This is a genomic window from Streptomyces inhibens, assembly GCF_003389455.1.
Taxonomy (GTDB): Bacteria; Actinomycetota; Actinomycetes; order Streptomycetales; family Streptomycetaceae; genus Streptomyces; species Streptomyces inhibens.
Map to the genome: position 1 here is coordinate 1 of NZ_QUAC01000428.1, position 14,161 is coordinate 14,161.

Annotated in this window: 15 protein-coding genes; 7 read left to right on the forward strand and 8 right to left on the reverse strand. The window is 71.5% G+C overall.

Going from position 1 to position 14,161, the window contains the following annotated elements; genetic code table 11:
* Positions 1–429: 429 nt before the first annotated feature.
* The gene (locus tag DY245_RS37275; protein ID WP_128511525.1) at positions 430–849 is read right to left on the reverse strand and encodes a Fur family transcriptional regulator; all 420 of its coding nucleotides are present in this window, start codon (positions 847–849) and stop codon (positions 430–432) included.
* Between the two features lie 160 nt (positions 850–1,009).
* Between DY245_RS37275 and DY245_RS37280 the strand changes: the two genes are divergently transcribed.
* On the forward strand, positions 1,010–2,473 hold the full coding sequence (locus DY245_RS37280) for a catalase (RefSeq protein WP_128511526.1): 1,464 nt from the start codon (positions 1,010–1,012) through the stop codon (positions 2,471–2,473).
* A 151-nt stretch (positions 2,474–2,624) separates the two neighbouring features.
* On the opposite strand, the gene DY245_RS37285 is transcribed toward DY245_RS37280, so the two are convergent.
* Together DY245_RS37285 and hisN are read right to left on the reverse strand one after the other, a co-directional pair.
* Positions 2,625–3,026, reverse strand: coding sequence for a CBS domain-containing protein (locus tag DY245_RS37285; protein ID WP_128511538.1), 402 nt, complete (start codon positions 3,024–3,026; stop codon positions 2,625–2,627).
* Positions 3,027–3,177: 151 nt separating this feature from the next.
* Positions 3,178–3,981 (reverse strand): histidinol-phosphatase, encoded by an 804-nt coding sequence (hisN, locus tag DY245_RS37290; RefSeq protein ID WP_128511527.1) that lies wholly within the window; start codon positions 3,979–3,981, stop codon positions 3,178–3,180.
* Positions 3,982–4,155: 174 nt separating this feature from the next.
* Here hisN and DY245_RS37295 point away from each other — a divergent pair, with 174 nt between their 5' ends.
* Positions 4,156–4,893: a TetR/AcrR family transcriptional regulator gene (locus tag DY245_RS37295; RefSeq protein ID WP_128511528.1), complete on the forward strand. Its 738-nt coding sequence runs from the start codon at positions 4,156–4,158 to the stop codon at positions 4,891–4,893.
* A 55-nt stretch (positions 4,894–4,948) separates the two neighbouring features.
* Here DY245_RS37295 and DY245_RS37300 read toward each other — a convergent pair whose 3' ends face one another.
* From DY245_RS37300 to DY245_RS37315, 4 genes are all read right to left on the reverse strand, one after another.
* Positions 4,949–5,272, reverse strand: coding sequence for a DMT family transporter (locus tag DY245_RS37300; RefSeq protein ID WP_128511529.1), 324 nt, complete (start codon positions 5,270–5,272; stop codon positions 4,949–4,951).
* A 152-nt stretch (positions 5,273–5,424) separates the two neighbouring features.
* Positions 5,425–6,432: a ribosome small subunit-dependent GTPase A gene (gene rsgA / locus DY245_RS37305; protein ID WP_128511530.1), complete on the reverse strand. Its 1,008-nt coding sequence runs from the start codon at positions 6,430–6,432 to the stop codon at positions 5,425–5,427.
* A 14-nt stretch (positions 6,433–6,446) separates the two neighbouring features.
* Positions 6,447–7,820: a 3-phosphoshikimate 1-carboxyvinyltransferase gene (gene aroA / locus DY245_RS37310; RefSeq protein ID WP_128511531.1), complete on the reverse strand. Its 1,374-nt coding sequence runs from the start codon at positions 7,818–7,820 to the stop codon at positions 6,447–6,449.
* 154 nt (positions 7,821–7,974) lie between these two features.
* Positions 7,975–8,688 (reverse strand): M50 family metallopeptidase, encoded by a 714-nt coding sequence (locus tag DY245_RS37315; protein WP_128511532.1) that lies wholly within the window; start codon positions 8,686–8,688, stop codon positions 7,975–7,977.
* Positions 8,689–8,723: 35 nt separating this feature from the next.
* On the opposite strand from DY245_RS37315, the gene DY245_RS37320 reads away from it, so the two are divergent.
* Positions 8,724–9,554 carry an SOS response-associated peptidase gene (locus DY245_RS37320; RefSeq protein WP_128511533.1) on the forward strand — a complete coding sequence of 277 codons (831 nt, stop codon included), beginning with the start codon at positions 8,724–8,726 and terminating at the stop codon, positions 9,552–9,554.
* Between the two features lie 221 nt (positions 9,555–9,775).
* Positions 9,776–10,408, forward strand: a complete 633-nt coding sequence (locus DY245_RS37325; RefSeq protein WP_128511539.1) for an alpha/beta hydrolase family protein — start codon at positions 9,776–9,778, stop codon at positions 10,406–10,408.
* A 33-nt stretch (positions 10,409–10,441) separates the two neighbouring features.
* Here DY245_RS37325 and DY245_RS37330 read toward each other — a convergent pair whose 3' ends face one another.
* Positions 10,442–11,029: a helix-turn-helix domain-containing protein gene (locus tag DY245_RS37330; RefSeq protein ID WP_128511534.1), complete on the reverse strand. Its 588-nt coding sequence runs from the start codon at positions 11,027–11,029 to the stop codon at positions 10,442–10,444.
* Positions 11,030–11,353: 324 nt separating this feature from the next.
* Here DY245_RS37330 and DY245_RS37335 point away from each other — a divergent pair, with 324 nt between their 5' ends.
* The 3 genes from DY245_RS37335 (at position 11,354) to DY245_RS37345 (ending at position 14,139) form a co-directional block, all read left to right on the forward strand.
* Positions 11,354–12,058 carry a sigma-70 family RNA polymerase sigma factor gene (locus tag DY245_RS37335; RefSeq protein WP_220377991.1) on the forward strand — a complete coding sequence of 235 codons (705 nt, stop codon included), beginning with the start codon at positions 11,354–11,356 and terminating at the stop codon, positions 12,056–12,058.
* Complete coding sequence (rsrA, locus tag DY245_RS37340) at positions 12,055–12,489, forward strand: mycothiol system anti-sigma-R factor (RefSeq protein WP_128511536.1); 435 nt, start codon at positions 12,055–12,057, stop codon at positions 12,487–12,489. The genes DY245_RS37335 and rsrA overlap by 4 nt, the downstream gene beginning before the upstream one ends.
* 189 nt (positions 12,490–12,678) lie before the next feature.
* A complete protein-coding gene (locus tag DY245_RS37345; protein ID WP_128511537.1) occupies positions 12,679–14,139 on the forward strand; it encodes an HD-GYP domain-containing protein in 1,461 nt (486 codons plus the stop codon).
* Positions 14,140–14,161 lie beyond the last annotated feature (22 nt).

The window sequence follows — 14,161 nt, forward strand, 5'->3', positions numbered from 1 at the left end:
GGGGCGGGGGAGAGCGCCGGGAGGGGTGGGGAGCGCTTGGGGGAGGCGCCGAAGGGTGATGGTCCGGGCGTGCGTGGGTGGTCGTACGGGCGGGAGCTGCGGGTGCCGTACCGGCGGGAGCTGTGGGTGGTCGTACGGGCGGGAGGTGCGGGTGGTCGTACGGGCGGGAGGTGCGGGTGCCGTACCGGCGGGAGGTGCGGTTGGCCGTACGGGCAGGAGGCGCGGGTGCCGTACGGGCGGGGGATGCGGGTGCCGTACGGGCGCGAGAGGGAGCCGGTCGCCGCGAGGGCGTCGGCCTTCGGTGCTCTCAGGGCGCACGGAAAAGCCCGCGGCCGGGTGGGCGCGGGCTGGGGTGGTGTGCGGAGTGCGGGGCCGGGCGGGTGGCGTTGTGGGGGGTGGCCCGGACGGGGGCCCCGGTGCCCGGGTGCGTCAGGAGGTGGAGTTGCAGTGGGGGCAGATGCCCCGGTAGGTCACGGTGACCTCGGAGACCTGGAAGCCGTAGCGCTCCGGCTCGGGCAGGGCGGAGAGCGGGTCGCCCTGGACGTGCACATCGCGGATCGTGCCGCACTGCGAGCAGACGAGGTGCTGGTGGTCGTGGTGGGCGTTGGGGTCGTAGCGCTTGGCCCGGCCGTCCGTGCTCACCTCGATCACCTCGCCGAGCGAGACCAGCTCACCCAGGGTGTTGTAGACCGTGGCGCGGGAGATCTCGGGAAGCCGGTCGGACGCCAGCGCGTGCACTTCATCGGCGGTGTAGTGGACGTGGTCCCCGTCGAGGACCTCGGCGACAACGCGTCGCTGCGCGGTCAGCCGCCAGCCGCGTCCCCGGAGCCGTTCCAGCAGGTCACTCATGCCAATCACCTATCAGTCAGATAGAGCCAGGGTAGCAGTGGCCGGTCCATCACCGGATTGTGTACGAGTTTCGGGCGCTTCTTGACTTAGACATTGTCCAATGTAGGATCGTGATCGGCGCAAGCCAAGGGCAGGTGTAGAAGACTTTCAGGAGGCGCACGTGTCGGTAGAGAGCACCACCGGACCGCTGACCACGGAGTCCGGGGCTCCGGTCGGGGACAACCAGAACAGCGAGACGGCCGGCATCGGCGGCCCCGGCCTCATCCAGGACCAGCTCCTGATCGAGAAGCTCGCGCACTTCAACCGTGAGCGCATCCCGGAGCGCATCGTGCACGCCCGCGGCGCCGGCGCGTACGGCACGTTCACGGTGACCGCGGACGTGACCAAGTACACCCGCGCCAAGTTCCTCTCCGAGGTCGGCAAGCAGACCGAGACCTTCCTGCGCTTCTCCACCGTCGCGGGCAACCTCGGTGCGGCCGACGCGGTGCGTGACCCCCGCGGCTTTGCGCTGAAGTTCTACACCGAAGAGGGCAATTACGACCTCGTCGGCAACAACACCCCGGTGTTCTTCATCAAGGACGCCATCAAGTTCCCCGACTTCATCCACACCCAGAAGCGCGACCCGTACACCGGCTCGCAGGAGGCGGACAACGTCTGGGACTTCTGGGGCCTCTCGCCCGAGTCGACCCACCAGGTCACCTGGCTGTTCGGCGACCGCGGCATACCCGCCTCGTACCGCCACCTCAACGGCTACGGCTCGCACACCTTCCAGTGGAACAACGACGCCGGCGAGGTCTTCTGGGTCAAGTACCACTTCAAGACCGACCAGGGCATCGAGAATCTGACCTCGGAAGAGGCCGCGGTCCTTGCCGGCCAGGACCCGGACAGCCACCAGCGTGACCTGCGTACGGCCATCGAGCGGGGCGACTTCCCGACCTGGACCGTGCAGGTGCAGATCATGCCTGCGCAGGAGGCGGCGAACTACCGCTTCAACCCGTTCGACCTGACCAAGGTCTGGCCGCACGAGGACTACCCGCCGATCGAGATCGGCAAGCTGGAGCTCAACCGCAACCCGCAGAACATCTTCGCGGAGGTCGAGCAGTCGATCTTCTCCCCGCACCACTTCGTGCCGGGCATCGGGCCGTCCCCTGACAAGATGCTCCAGGGCCGCCTCTTCGCCTACGGTGACGCGCACCGCTACCGCGTCGGCATCAACGCCGACCACCTGCCGGTCAACCGCCCGCACGCCACCGAGGCGCGCAGCCACGGCCGGGACGGCGCGCTCTACGACGGCCGCCACGGCGGGCAGAAGAACTACGAGCCCAACAGCTTCGGCGGCCCGATCGAGACCGGCCGGCCGCTGTGGCAGCCGGCCCCCGTGACCGGCGCGACCGGCGATCACGTGGCGCCCTCACACGCCGAGGACGACGACTTCGTGCAGGCCGGCAACCTCTACCGCCTGATGTCGGAGGACGAGAAGGAGCGCCTGATCAACAACCTGGCGGGCTTCATCTCCCAGGTCTCCCGCGACGACATCGCCCAGCGGGCGATCGAGAACTTCCGCAAGGCGGATGCGGACTACGGCAAGCGGCTGGAAGCCGCGGTCCAGGCCCTGCGCGGCTGACACCCCTTTGCGGCTAAGCCGCCGCCGCTTTCGCGGAAGTGGTTGCTCGCCGTGGGGGTTGCTCAAGCGCTGCTTGCCGTACAAACCGAAGAGGCCGGATGCCATGGGGCTCCGGCCTCTTCGTGCGTCCGGTCTCTGGGGCGTTCGCGGCTCAGGCGGGTACGGCGCGAGCCCGCTCCGCGGCGGTCGACCAGCAGCGGATGATGTCGCGTACGGACACGACGCCGACCGGTTCGTGGTCGTTCAGCACGATCAGATGGCGGAAACCGCCGCGCACCATGGCGTCCGCGGCATCGTCCAGGGTCCAGTCCGGAGCGGCGAAAACCACGTCCGAGGTGGTGTGGGTCTGGGCGGTCTCCCGGTCGGGGTCCTCGCCCGCGCCGAGCGAATTGAGGATGTCGCGCTCGGTGAGGATGCCGATGCCGCTGTTGTCGTTGTCGAGGACCACGGCCGCGCCGATGCGGCGGGCCGCCATCAGCTGTGCCGCCTGGCGGAGGGTGTGAGCGGGCCCGATGGTGAGGACCACCGTGCTCATGGCGTCTTTGACGTGCATGGGCATGGAGTGGAGCCACCTCCTTGGTGAATGTGCCTTGCGAAGGAATTCACAAGTTCACAAAGTGGGGGGTTCTCATGTTCACATGCCTCCGTGGATGCAACAAGGGGCAAGTGTTGGACGGTTGTCCGAATACCCGCCCCGTCGCAGGTCAGTGCTTGGCGTCGCCGAGATAGCTCAGCAGATCCTCGTGCAGCAGACCGTTGGAGGCCGCCGCATTACCGCTGTGCGGGCCCGGCTTGCCGTCCAGGCCGGAGAACTGCCCGCCGGCCTCCTTCACGACCACCGCACAGGCCGCCATGTCCCACAGCGAGAGCTCCGGCTCCGCGCAGATGTCGACCGCGCCCTCGGCGACCAGCATGTACGGCCAGAAGTCGCCGTAGGCCCGGGTGCGCCAGCAGTCCCGGGACAGATCGAGGAAGCCGGGCAGCTTGCCGCGCTCCTCCCAGCCGGTCAGCGAGGAGTACGCGAACGAGGCGTCCTGGATACGGCCGACCTTCGAGACCTGTAGCCGGCTAGCGGAGGTCAGACTGCGGCCGGTGAAGGCCCCCAGGCCCTCCGCGGCCCACCAGCGCCGGTTGAGCGCCGGTGCGGAGACGATGCCCACCACCGGGCGGTCGCCGCCCTCGCCGCGCTCCATCAGCGCGATCAGCGTCGCCCAGACCGGCACCCCGCGGACATAGTTCTTCGTGCCGTCGATCGGGTCGATGATCCAGCGGCGCGGCCCCGCCCCCTCGCTGCCGAACTCCTCGCCGAGCACCGCGTCACGTGGCCGGGCCCGCTGGAGCTGGCCGCGGATCAGCTCCTCGGCGGCCTTGTCCGCCTCGCTCACCGGAGTCATGTCCGGTTTGGTCTCGACCTTGAGGTCGAGCGCCTTGAACCGCTCCATGGTGGCGGCGTCCGCGGCGTCCGCGAGTACATGGCCGAGGCGAAGATCATCGTGATAGTCGGGCATGTGCGAACAGTATCCATTGGTATACGCAGGAGCCACATGGCCATGCCCGGCCCGGCGTGTGGCACCCCCGTCCGGCGGGTGAGCGCTTGCTGCGACGACCCTTGACAGTGCCTGATACCGCGTCAATTCTGTGCGCACACCGGCCACCTGGGCCGGCGGCAGGGGAGGCGATGGATGCCCGCAGCGCGTGAATCCTTGCTGGATGCCGCTTATACGGCGCTCGCGAACCGGGCCTGGGCGGCCGTACGGATGGTCGATGTCGCGGCGGCGGCCGGGGTCTCCCGGCAGACGCTCTACAACGAGTTCGGCAGCAAGGAGGGGCTGGCCCGGGCCCTGGTCCGCCGGGAGACCGACAACTACCTCGCCGGGGTCGCCAGGGCGCTGGCCCGGGGCGGCGCCCCGGCCGCCGGGACGCGGGGCGATGCGGCGGCCCGGGTGGTGGCGGCGGCCGCCTGGACACTGCGTACCGCACGCGCCAACCCCCTGGTCAGGGCCGCGCTGACCGGCTGCTGGGGCGACCGGCTGCCGACCCCGTCGGGGGCGTCGCCGGACCCCGCGCCCCTACGGGCCGCCCGGGCCGGGGTACCCGCGCAGCGTGCCGCGTCGTCGGGTGAGGGGCCGCTGCCGGGGCCCGCCGAACTCGTCGGCCGGTTCTGTGATCAGGCGGTCGCCGCGCTGGAGCCCGGCTGGCCCAAGGAAGAGCTGCCGGCGCTGGGCAGCGTCTGCGAGACCGCGGCGCGGTTGACGCTGTCCTGTGTGGTCGCCCCGGTGGCGGCGGCGGCGGCGCCGGAACCGGGACGCGTACCGGCACGGCGCACCCGCCCGGAGGCGGAGACGGAGGCGGTGTCCCGGCTCGTACGGGGTGCCTTCGCCCAGCTGCCGGGCGGTACGGAGCCGGGCGACGGGGGCTGACGGACCGTCATGGTGGCAAAGGCCGTACGGAGGCAGAGGAGGACGGGGCCGGTCCTCAGTGCGCCGAGCCGGACAGTTGCAGCCCGATCACGCCCACGATGACCATCGTGATGGAGACGATCTTCAGGGTGGAGACCAGGTCACCGAGGAAGACCATGCCGTAGATCGCCGTACCGGCCGCGCCGATGCCGGTCCACACCGCGTACGCCGGGCCGACGTCGAGCTTGCGCAGCGCCAGCGTCAGCAGGCCGAAGCTGCCGAGGGCGAAGGCCGCGAAGGCGATGGTCGGGAAGAGGCGGGTGAAGCCGTGCGAGAGCTTGAGGCAGACCGCGAAGCCGGTCTCCAGGATCCCCGCCACCACGACCAGCAGCCACGCCATGACCCATTGCCTCCGTCAGCTGGATGAGTGACGACGGGACTTCGTCTCGCTCATCTGGGGCCCCGTCCGGGCGATCAGGGCCTGGTGACCAGTTCGCCGGCCTTGGTGTGATTATGCATTTACCTCGGACGGGCGGCGGCAAACGTCGGCGGTCAGTCGCCCTCGCGTCGTTCGCGGGTGGCCAGCAGACGGCGCAGCGAATAGAGGCGGGCCGGATCGGCGTGGCCGTCGGTGACCCATGCGTCCAGCGCACAGTCCGGTTCGTCGTGGCTGCAGGCGCGCGGGCATTCGGCGGTGCCCGGGACGAGGTCGGGGAAGGCGAGGATGACCCGGGACGGGTCGACGTGGTGCAGCCCGAAGGAGCGGACTCCCGGGGTGTCGATCACCCAGCCCGAGTCGCCGGGCAGCGGCAGCGCCAGCGCGGAGGTGGTGGTGTGCCGGCCGCGGCCGGTGACCGCATTGACATGTCCGGTGGCCCGACGGCGCTCCGGGACCAGCGCGTTGACCAGGGTCGTCTTTCCCACGCCGGAGTGCCCGACGAACGCCGTCATACGGCCCGTCAGCGTCGCCCTGACCCGCTCGGCGGCGCTGCCGTCGGTGAGTTCGTCGCGGTTGGTGACGAGGTAGGGGACACCGAGCGCGCCGTAGGACTCCAACAGGGCGTCCGCGGACGCCAGATCGGACTTGGTCAGCACCAGCAGCGGGTCGAGGCCCGCGTCGTAGGCGGCGACCAGACAGCGGTCGATGAGCCGGGGGCGCGGTTCGGGGTCGGCGAGTGCGGTGACGATCGCGAGCTGGTCGGCGTTGGCGACCACGACCCGCTCGTACGGGTCGTCGTCATCGGCCGTACGGCGCAGTGTCGAGCTGCGCGGCTCGACCCGGACGATCCGGGCGAGGGTGTCCTTGGTGCCGGTCAGATCGCCGACGACGGCGACCCGGTCACCGACCACCGCGCTCTTGCGGCCCAGTTCGCGGGCCTTCATCGCGGTGACCGTACGGCCCTCGATGAGGCAGGTCAGCCGGCCGCGGTCGACGGTCAGGACCAGGCCCTCGCCGGCGTCCTCGTGCTTGGGGCGGATGTTCGTACGGGGGCGGTTGCCCTTGGGGTTGGGGCGGACACGGATGTCGTCCTCATCGGGGTTCTTGCCGTAGCGGCGCATGGCGGCGATACCCCTCAGACTCTCCGGGCGGGGACGGCCGCGGGATCGAGCATGTCCGTCCACATCGCGGGGAAGTCGGGCAGGGTCTTGGCGGTGGTGGCGACGTTCTCCACCTCCACGCCCTCGACGGCCAGGCCGATGATGGCCGCCGCGGTGGCCAGCCGGTGGTCCTCGTACGTGTGGAAGATCCCGCCGTGCAGGGGGCGCGGCCGGATGTGCAGACCGTCCGCGGTCTCGGTGACATCGCCGCCGAGCTCGTTGAGCTCCTTGGTGAGCGCGGCCAGCCGGTCGGTTTCGTGCAGCCGCAGGTGCGCCACCCCGCGCAGTGTGGAGGGGGAGTCGGCCAGCGCGGCGACCGCGGCGATGCCCGGGGTCAGCTCGCCGACCTCGCTCAGGTCGACGTCGATGCCGTGGATGCGGCCGCTGCCGGTGAAGGTCAGGCCGTGGTCGGTCAGCTCGCAGGAGCCGCCCATGGTGGTGAAGATCTCGCGCAGTGCGTCACCGGGCTGGGTGGTGTGCTCGGGCCAGTCCGGGATGGTGACCCGGCCGCCGGTGACCAGCGCGGCGGCCAGGAACGGCTGGGCGTTGGACAGATCCGGCTCGACGACCAGATCGCGGCCGAGCAGCGCGCCCGGCGTGACCCGCCAGACATTCGGCTCGCCGCCCGCCTCCGGGGTGTCCACCTGCGCGCCGACGCTGCGCAGCATGTCGACGGTCATCCGGATGTGCGGCATGGAGGGCAGCGCCGCGCCGACGTGCCGGACCTCGACGCCCTGGTTGAAGCGCGGCGCGGACAGCAGCAGGGCGCTGACGAACTGGGAGGACGAGGACGCGTCGATCTCGACCGGGCCGCCGTCCAGGGCGCCGCCGCCGAAGACCGTCATCGGCAGCGCACCGCGGTTGTCGTCGTCGATCCGGGCGCCCAGGGTGCGCAGCGCGTCGATGACGCCGCCGAGCGGGCGCTCGTAGGAGCGCGGGTCGCCGTCGAAGCGGATCGGGCCGTCGGCGAGCGCGGCGACCGGCGGCAGGAAGCGCATGACCGTTCCGGCATTGCCGACGTCGATGGTGGCCGGGCCGTGCAGCCCTGCCGGGATGATCCGCCAGGCCTCACCGCCACCGGGCTGATCGGCGGCGTCCGCGGAGCCGGCGGAGCTGGAGGAGGCGGTCTCCTCGATGCCGACGCCCATGGTGCGCAGGGCCTCGGCCATCAGGAGCGTGTCGCGGGAGCGCAGCGGGCGGCGCAGCCAGCCGGGCTCGGAGGACAGGGCGGCCAGTACGAGGCCGCGGTTGGTGACCGATTTGGAGCCGGGCACGGTGACGGTTGCGTCGACCGCCCCGGAGGCGAGGGGGGCGGGCCACAGGGCGGGGTGTGCGGGGCTCTCGGTCATGCCCTTACTTTAATGGCTGGGCAAGGGTGCCGATCTTGATCAAAAGTGGCGCAACCTATGCGAAACACGGCACTGATAACGCGCTCGCGTGCTAGTAGCGCAAATCCGGCGGAAATACCGGGCGCTGGAGTATCGGAACCGGACGCGGTTGACGTCAGAGGCCGAGCATCCAGCGTCCGCCGCCTATCAGGGAGCACAGCGTCACCACATGGAAGAGGCCGAGCCAGACGGCCGCCGGGACATGGGTCAGGCGGGCCAGCTGGTCCGGATCGGAATCCACCGCTCCGCCCCGGCGCCGCTTGCCCTGCACCTCGAACGGCGGCCGTACCCCGCCCAGCAGCAGGAACCACACCACCGCATACGCGAACGCCGCCTGCACATCCGCCGTCGTCAGCCAGGAGACCAGCAGGAACGCGGCGCCGGACAGCACGACGGTGAGTACGCCATAGGCGTTACGGATCATGATCAGCATCGCCAGGAGCAGCGCGGTGGCGCCCCACAGCAGCGCCGTGATGTGCCCCGCGGCGAGCAGCGCGGCGCCCGCCAGACCCAGCAGGGACGGTGCGATATAGCCGGCCGCGGCGGTCAGGACCATGCCGAGACCGGTCGGCTTGCCACGCGAAACGGTCAGGCCCGAGGTGTCCGAGTGCAGCCGGATGCCGTCCAGACGGCGGCCGGTGAGCAGTGCGATCAGCCCGTGCCCGCCCTCGTGCGCGATGGTGACGGCGTTCCGCGACAGCCGCCAGGCGGTGTGCGGGACGATGGCGCCCAGCGCGAGCACCGCTGTGACGATCACCAGCCAGATCGACGGGGCGGGCTGGGTCCCGAAGACTCGGCCCCATATGTCGGTGAGGTGGTCGGTGTCCATGTCTCCCCTTCGTGTGGCATGGCAGTGTGGCATGCATGTGCGGTAGGTATGCAGCGAGCCGACGCCCCGAGGACCTGGTGGGGCTGTTCGGCGTTGAGCAGTGGGAGCCGAAGGAGACCTTGGCGCCCAGTTGGAACGTCGCTCCGACGGACACCGTGCACGCGGTGCTCGAACGTCCCCTCAAGGGCGAGGCGGCGGCCGGTTTCCCGCCGGGCCCGGTGCGCCAGCTGCGGACGCTGAAGTGGGGCCTGGTCCCGTCGTGGTCGAAATCACCCGAGGCCGCGGCGAAGATGATCAATGCGCGGGCCGAGACGGTGCATGAGAAGCCGTCCTTCCGGCAGGCCTTCGCGGCCCGCCGCTGTCTGCTCCCCGGCGACGGCTACTTCGAGTGGGTCACCGACGCCGCGGAACGGCAGCTGGAGGAGCAGGGCAGGAAGAAGCGGCCCCGCAAGCAGCCGTACTTCGTGACGCCCGCGGACGGCTCCGTGATGGCGATGGCCGGGCTGTACGAGTTCTGGCGGGACCGGACGCTGCCCGGCGACCACCCCCTGGCCTGGTGGGTGACCTGCACGGTCGTGACCACCGAGGCCGAGACCACACCGCTGGCCGGGGCCACCGGCGGCGAGGGCCCGCAGTCGCTGGCCGACATCCACCCCCGGATGCCGCTGGTGCTGACGCCGGACCGCTGGGACGCCTGGCTCGACCCGGCCCGCAACGACCCCGACGAGCTGACCGCGCTGCTGGCGCCGCCGCCGGCCGGGCTGATGCGCGCCTATCCCGTTCCGACCGACGTCAGCAACGTCCGCAACAACGGGCCCGAGCTGATCGCCGAGCTCGACGGCCCCGAGGTCGGCACGCTGTTCTGATCCGGCCCGGCGGTCACGGCGTACCCCGGGCTCTGGCGTGCTGCGGTGCCCTTCCTGGCCCCGCGCGGGCAGGATGGGCGCATGAGCGAGCGCAGCGCGCCTTGCGACCGAGTGAAGCGGGGTTTCGGCATGAGCGAGCGCAGCGAGAGAGTCATGGAAAGGTGCGCGCCTTGCGAATGCGAGGCCGAGTGAAGCGAGGTTTCGGCATGAGCACAGGGGCGATGGAGACGGAGACGGTCGGGACGCCGGCGGGCGACGCCCGGATCACCTGGTACCGCGACGCGAAGCCGGCGCGGGCCGTGGTGGCCGTGAGCCATGGCGCCGGTGGTGGCATCGAGGCGCGCGATCTGCGGGCCCTGGCGGCCGCGCTGCCGGCCCGCGGCTACACCGTGGCGCTGGTCGAGCAGCCGTGGCGGGTGGCGGGCAAGAAGCTGGCGCCCGCGCCGAAAACCCTGGATTCCGGATGGACCGCGCTGTGGCCGGCGCTGGAGAAGCCGGGGCTGCCGGTGGTCGCCGGCGGCCGCAGCGCGGGCGCCCGGGTGGCCTGCCGTACGGCGCGCGAACTGGGCGCACATGCCGTACTTGCGCTCAGTTTCCCGCTGCACCCGCCGGGCAGGCCGGAGAAGTCCCGGGTGGACGAGCTGACCGGCGCCGGGGTGCCGACGCTGGTCGTCCAGGGCGGCCGGGACCCGTTCGGGCGGCCCGCGGAGTTTCCGCAGGGGACCCGGATCGCCGAGGTGGCACACGGTGACCACGGCTTCGCGGTGCCGAAGAAGGCGGGCGTCGGCGAGCCGGAGTCGATGGCCGTGATCACGGACGCGGTGGTGGCGTGGCTGGACGAGATGTTCGGCTGAGCGCCGACCGGGCCGCGGCACCGGCCGGCACGGTCAGCCGGCCTGCCCGCGCGGACGGGCGCGCACATGCATCCGTTCGCCCTGCCGGCCGAAGAGGCTCAGCACCTCCACCGGCTCGTCGCCCGCGGGCCCGAACCAGTGCGGCAGCCGGGTGTCGAACTCCGCCGCCTCCCCGGCCCGCAGCTCCACATCGCGGTCGGCGAGCAGCAGCCGCAGCCGCCCGGACAGGACGTACAGCCACTCGTAGCCCTCGTGCGTACGCTGCTCCGGCGGGCCGCCGACCGGGTCCAGGACCAGCTTGAACGCCTGGAGCGCGGCCGGCTGGCGGGTCAGCGGCAGCACGGTCATGGGCCCGTTGCGCACCGGCACCGTGCGCACCCGTGGATCACCGACCTCCGGCGCCCCCACCAGCTCGTCCAGCGGCACCTGATGGGCATGCGCCAGCGGCAGCAGCAGTTCGAGGGTGGCCTTGCGGCCGCCGGACTCCAGCCGCGACAGCGTGCTCACCGAGATACCGGTCGCCCCGGACAGTGCGGTGAGCGTCACCCCGCGCTCCTGGCGCAGCCTCCGCAGCCGCGGGCCCACCTCCGCGAGTACCCGTGCGTACGCGTTGTCGTTCACCCCTCTATTGCCGAAGCGGCAACCGGGTTTGTCAAGCCGTCCGCCGGAGAATGCGACAGAGAAATTCGGGGGTCGGCCCGGGAATGACGCGGCGGGTGAGGCTGTTGAGGCTGTCGTAGGTAGTCGAGTACGTCCAGCGAAGCATGAGGAATGGGAGTCCGCCGCATGGGAATCGCTTGCATGGCCCGCCCGGCCGCTGACCTGCCGTGGTCGCAGATGCAGGTGACGCAGCCCGCCCTGGCTGGAGCGGCGGCGGCACCGGATCGTCGTCTATTCTCCGATTCGAGTGGGTCCGTTTCCGGATCCGTGACGCTGTTGGAGGAGGTGGGTCCGGTCACCGGTACCGACGCAGGGACCGACGGCACGGCTGAGGAGATGTCCGCGGGCCGGCAGGAGAGTGCGGCCGAGCGCAATGCGCGCTTCGAGCGGGACGCGCTCACCTTCCTGGACCAGATGTACTCCGCCGCGCTGCGCATGACGCGCAATCCGGCCGACGCGGAGGACCTGGTGCAGGAGATGTACGCAAAGGCGTATGCGTCCTTCCATCAGTTCCGGGAAGGCACCAACCTCAAGGCGTGGCTGTACCGCATCCTCACGAACACCTTCATCAACTCCTACCGCAAGAAGCAGCGCGAACCCCAGCGCAGTGCCGCGGAGGAGATCGAGGACTGGCAGCTGGCGCGCGCCGAGTCGCACATGTCGACGGGGCTGCGCTCCGCCGAGTCGCAGGCACTCGACCACCTCCCCGACTCGGACGTGAAGGCCGCGCTCCAGGCGATCCCCGAGGAATTCCGTATCGCGGTCTACCTGGCGGATGTCGAGGGCTTTGCGTACAAGGAGATCGCGGACATCATGGGGACACCCATCGGCACGGTGATGTCCCGTCTGCACCGCGGCCGGCGCCAACTGCGCGGCATGCTGGAGGATTACGCCCGTGAGCGCGGGCTGGTCCCGGCGGGGGCAGCGGCCGCGGACCCGCAGGCCGCGCGCACGTCGGAGTCGCACGACCGGAAAGGCTCAGGATCATGAGCTGCGGAGAGCCGCACGAGAAGGACTGCTCAGAGGTCCTTGATCACCTCTATGAGTATCTCGACCGGGAGATGCCCGCCGGGGAGTGCGCAGAGTTCCAGGTGCATCTCGACGAATGCTCGCCGTGCCTGGAGAAGTACGGCCTGGAGCAGGCCGTCAAGAAGCTCGTCAAGCGCTGCTGCGGCCATGACGACGTCCCCACCGATCTGCGCTCCAAGGTCATGGGCCGGATCGACCTCATCCGGGCCGGGGAGACCGTGCCCGAGGTGAGCGTGCTCGAACAGGCCAAGCAGGAACAGGCACAGCGGGAGCAGTCGGACGCCGCCGCGGCCGGCTCCCAGGAGGCGACCGGCCCTTCCGAGGCGGCGGCCGGCCCGTCCGAGACGACCGGCTCCGCCGATGCACGCGCCAAGGCCGCGCGGACCGAATAAGGCGGCAGATCACCCTAAGGGGTGAGGGGCGGGGCGGTTCGTCCCGCCCGATCCGCTGATGCGCCCACCCCGGCGCCGCGGCCCCTCTATTCTCACCGGACCCAGGCGCATTGCGGATGCGGCGCCCTGGGCATCCCCCTGCTCCTTCAGGGCCCGGGGGAGAGCGGTGGGCATGGTGAGGAGGGCGCGATGCGGGGACTTCCGGCGGCCGCGCGAGGGTATATCGGCTGCGCCGCCCTGGCCGCTGCGCTGTGCGCCGCCCCCGCCTTACGGCTCGGCGCCGGCGCCCCGTGGACCGGCACCCTGGCCCTGGCCACCCTCTACGGACTGTGCGAACAGGTCCGCCGCTGTCCGCCGCCGGGCAGCCGGGCACCGTACACCGGCGGTACGGCCGGTACGGGCGCCGACGGAGCGCCCGGATTCCCGGCCGGATGGGCCAGCCCCGTGCTGCTCGCCGGGGCCTTTCTGCTCCCGCCGTCGCTGGCCGCGCTGGCCGCCGTCCCCGGAGCGCTGATCGCACCGGCCCGGGCGCGCTCGGCCGGCGCCCGCAGGCTCTGGCACGCCGCCGAGCTGGCGCTGGCCTGCCGGGCCGCCGCCGAGATCTTCCGGGCCCTCGGCCACCACCCGCTGTCCGCGCCGCAGTTCCCCGTTCTGCTGCTGCCGGCCGCGGCCGCCGCCGGCACCTTCTGCGCGGTGCTCGCGGCACTGGAGGGCGGGGTGCTGGTCGCCGCCGAGCGGCACCCCGTACGCACCGCCTGGCGCGGGCTGGTGACCCGCTCGCTGGCACCACACCTCGTGCACGGACTCGCCGGGCTGATGATGGCGGTCCTGTGGCGCAGCTCGTACGGACCGCCGGCGGCGCTGCTGGTGCTGCTGCCGATGTACCTCTCCTGCTGGGTCTTCGACCGGTACCACCGCGAACGCGCCGCCCATCAGGCCACCATCCGCGCCCTCGTCCAGGCCGTGGACATCAAGGACCGCTACACCCGCGGGCACAGCGAACGGGTCGGGCGGGCCTCGGTGATGATCGCCCGGGAGCTGGGCATGGCGGAGGACCGGATGGAGGTGCTCCGGTTCGCCGGCATCCTGCACGACGTCGGCAAACTCGGCGTGCCCACCCGGCTGTTGCGCAAGGACGGGCCGCTGACGCCACAGGAGCGCCGGGTCATCGAGCTGCACCCCGAGTACGGCCACGAGATCGTGCGCGGCATCGGCTTCCTGGGGGAGGCACGGGCGGCGATCCTGCACCACCACGAACGGCTGGACGGCCGCGGCTACCCCTACGGACTCGCGGGACATCACATCCCGGAGTTCGCCCGGGTGGTCGCGGTCGCCGATGCCTTCGACGCGATGACCTCGACGCGCTCCTACAGCCGGGCCCGGCCGGTGCCGGTGGCGGTCGCGGAGCTGCGCAAGTGCGCCGGCGCGCAGTTCGATCCGCGAATGGTCCGGGCGCTGGCGGCGTCGCTCGACCGGTACGGCTGGCATCCGGAGCTGGTGACGGCCGCGGATGCGGAGCCGGGGGTGGTGCGGGGCCGTAGAGGAAACGTCACGCCTCAGGGGCCGGAAGGGCCCGGCAGCGGTGCGGAGCGCCCGGTCGTGGAGCCGGTGCCGCGGTCCGAAGGCGCCGGGCGGGACGGCGGGCGGTGAGCGGCGCCGCGGAGCGGCCCCC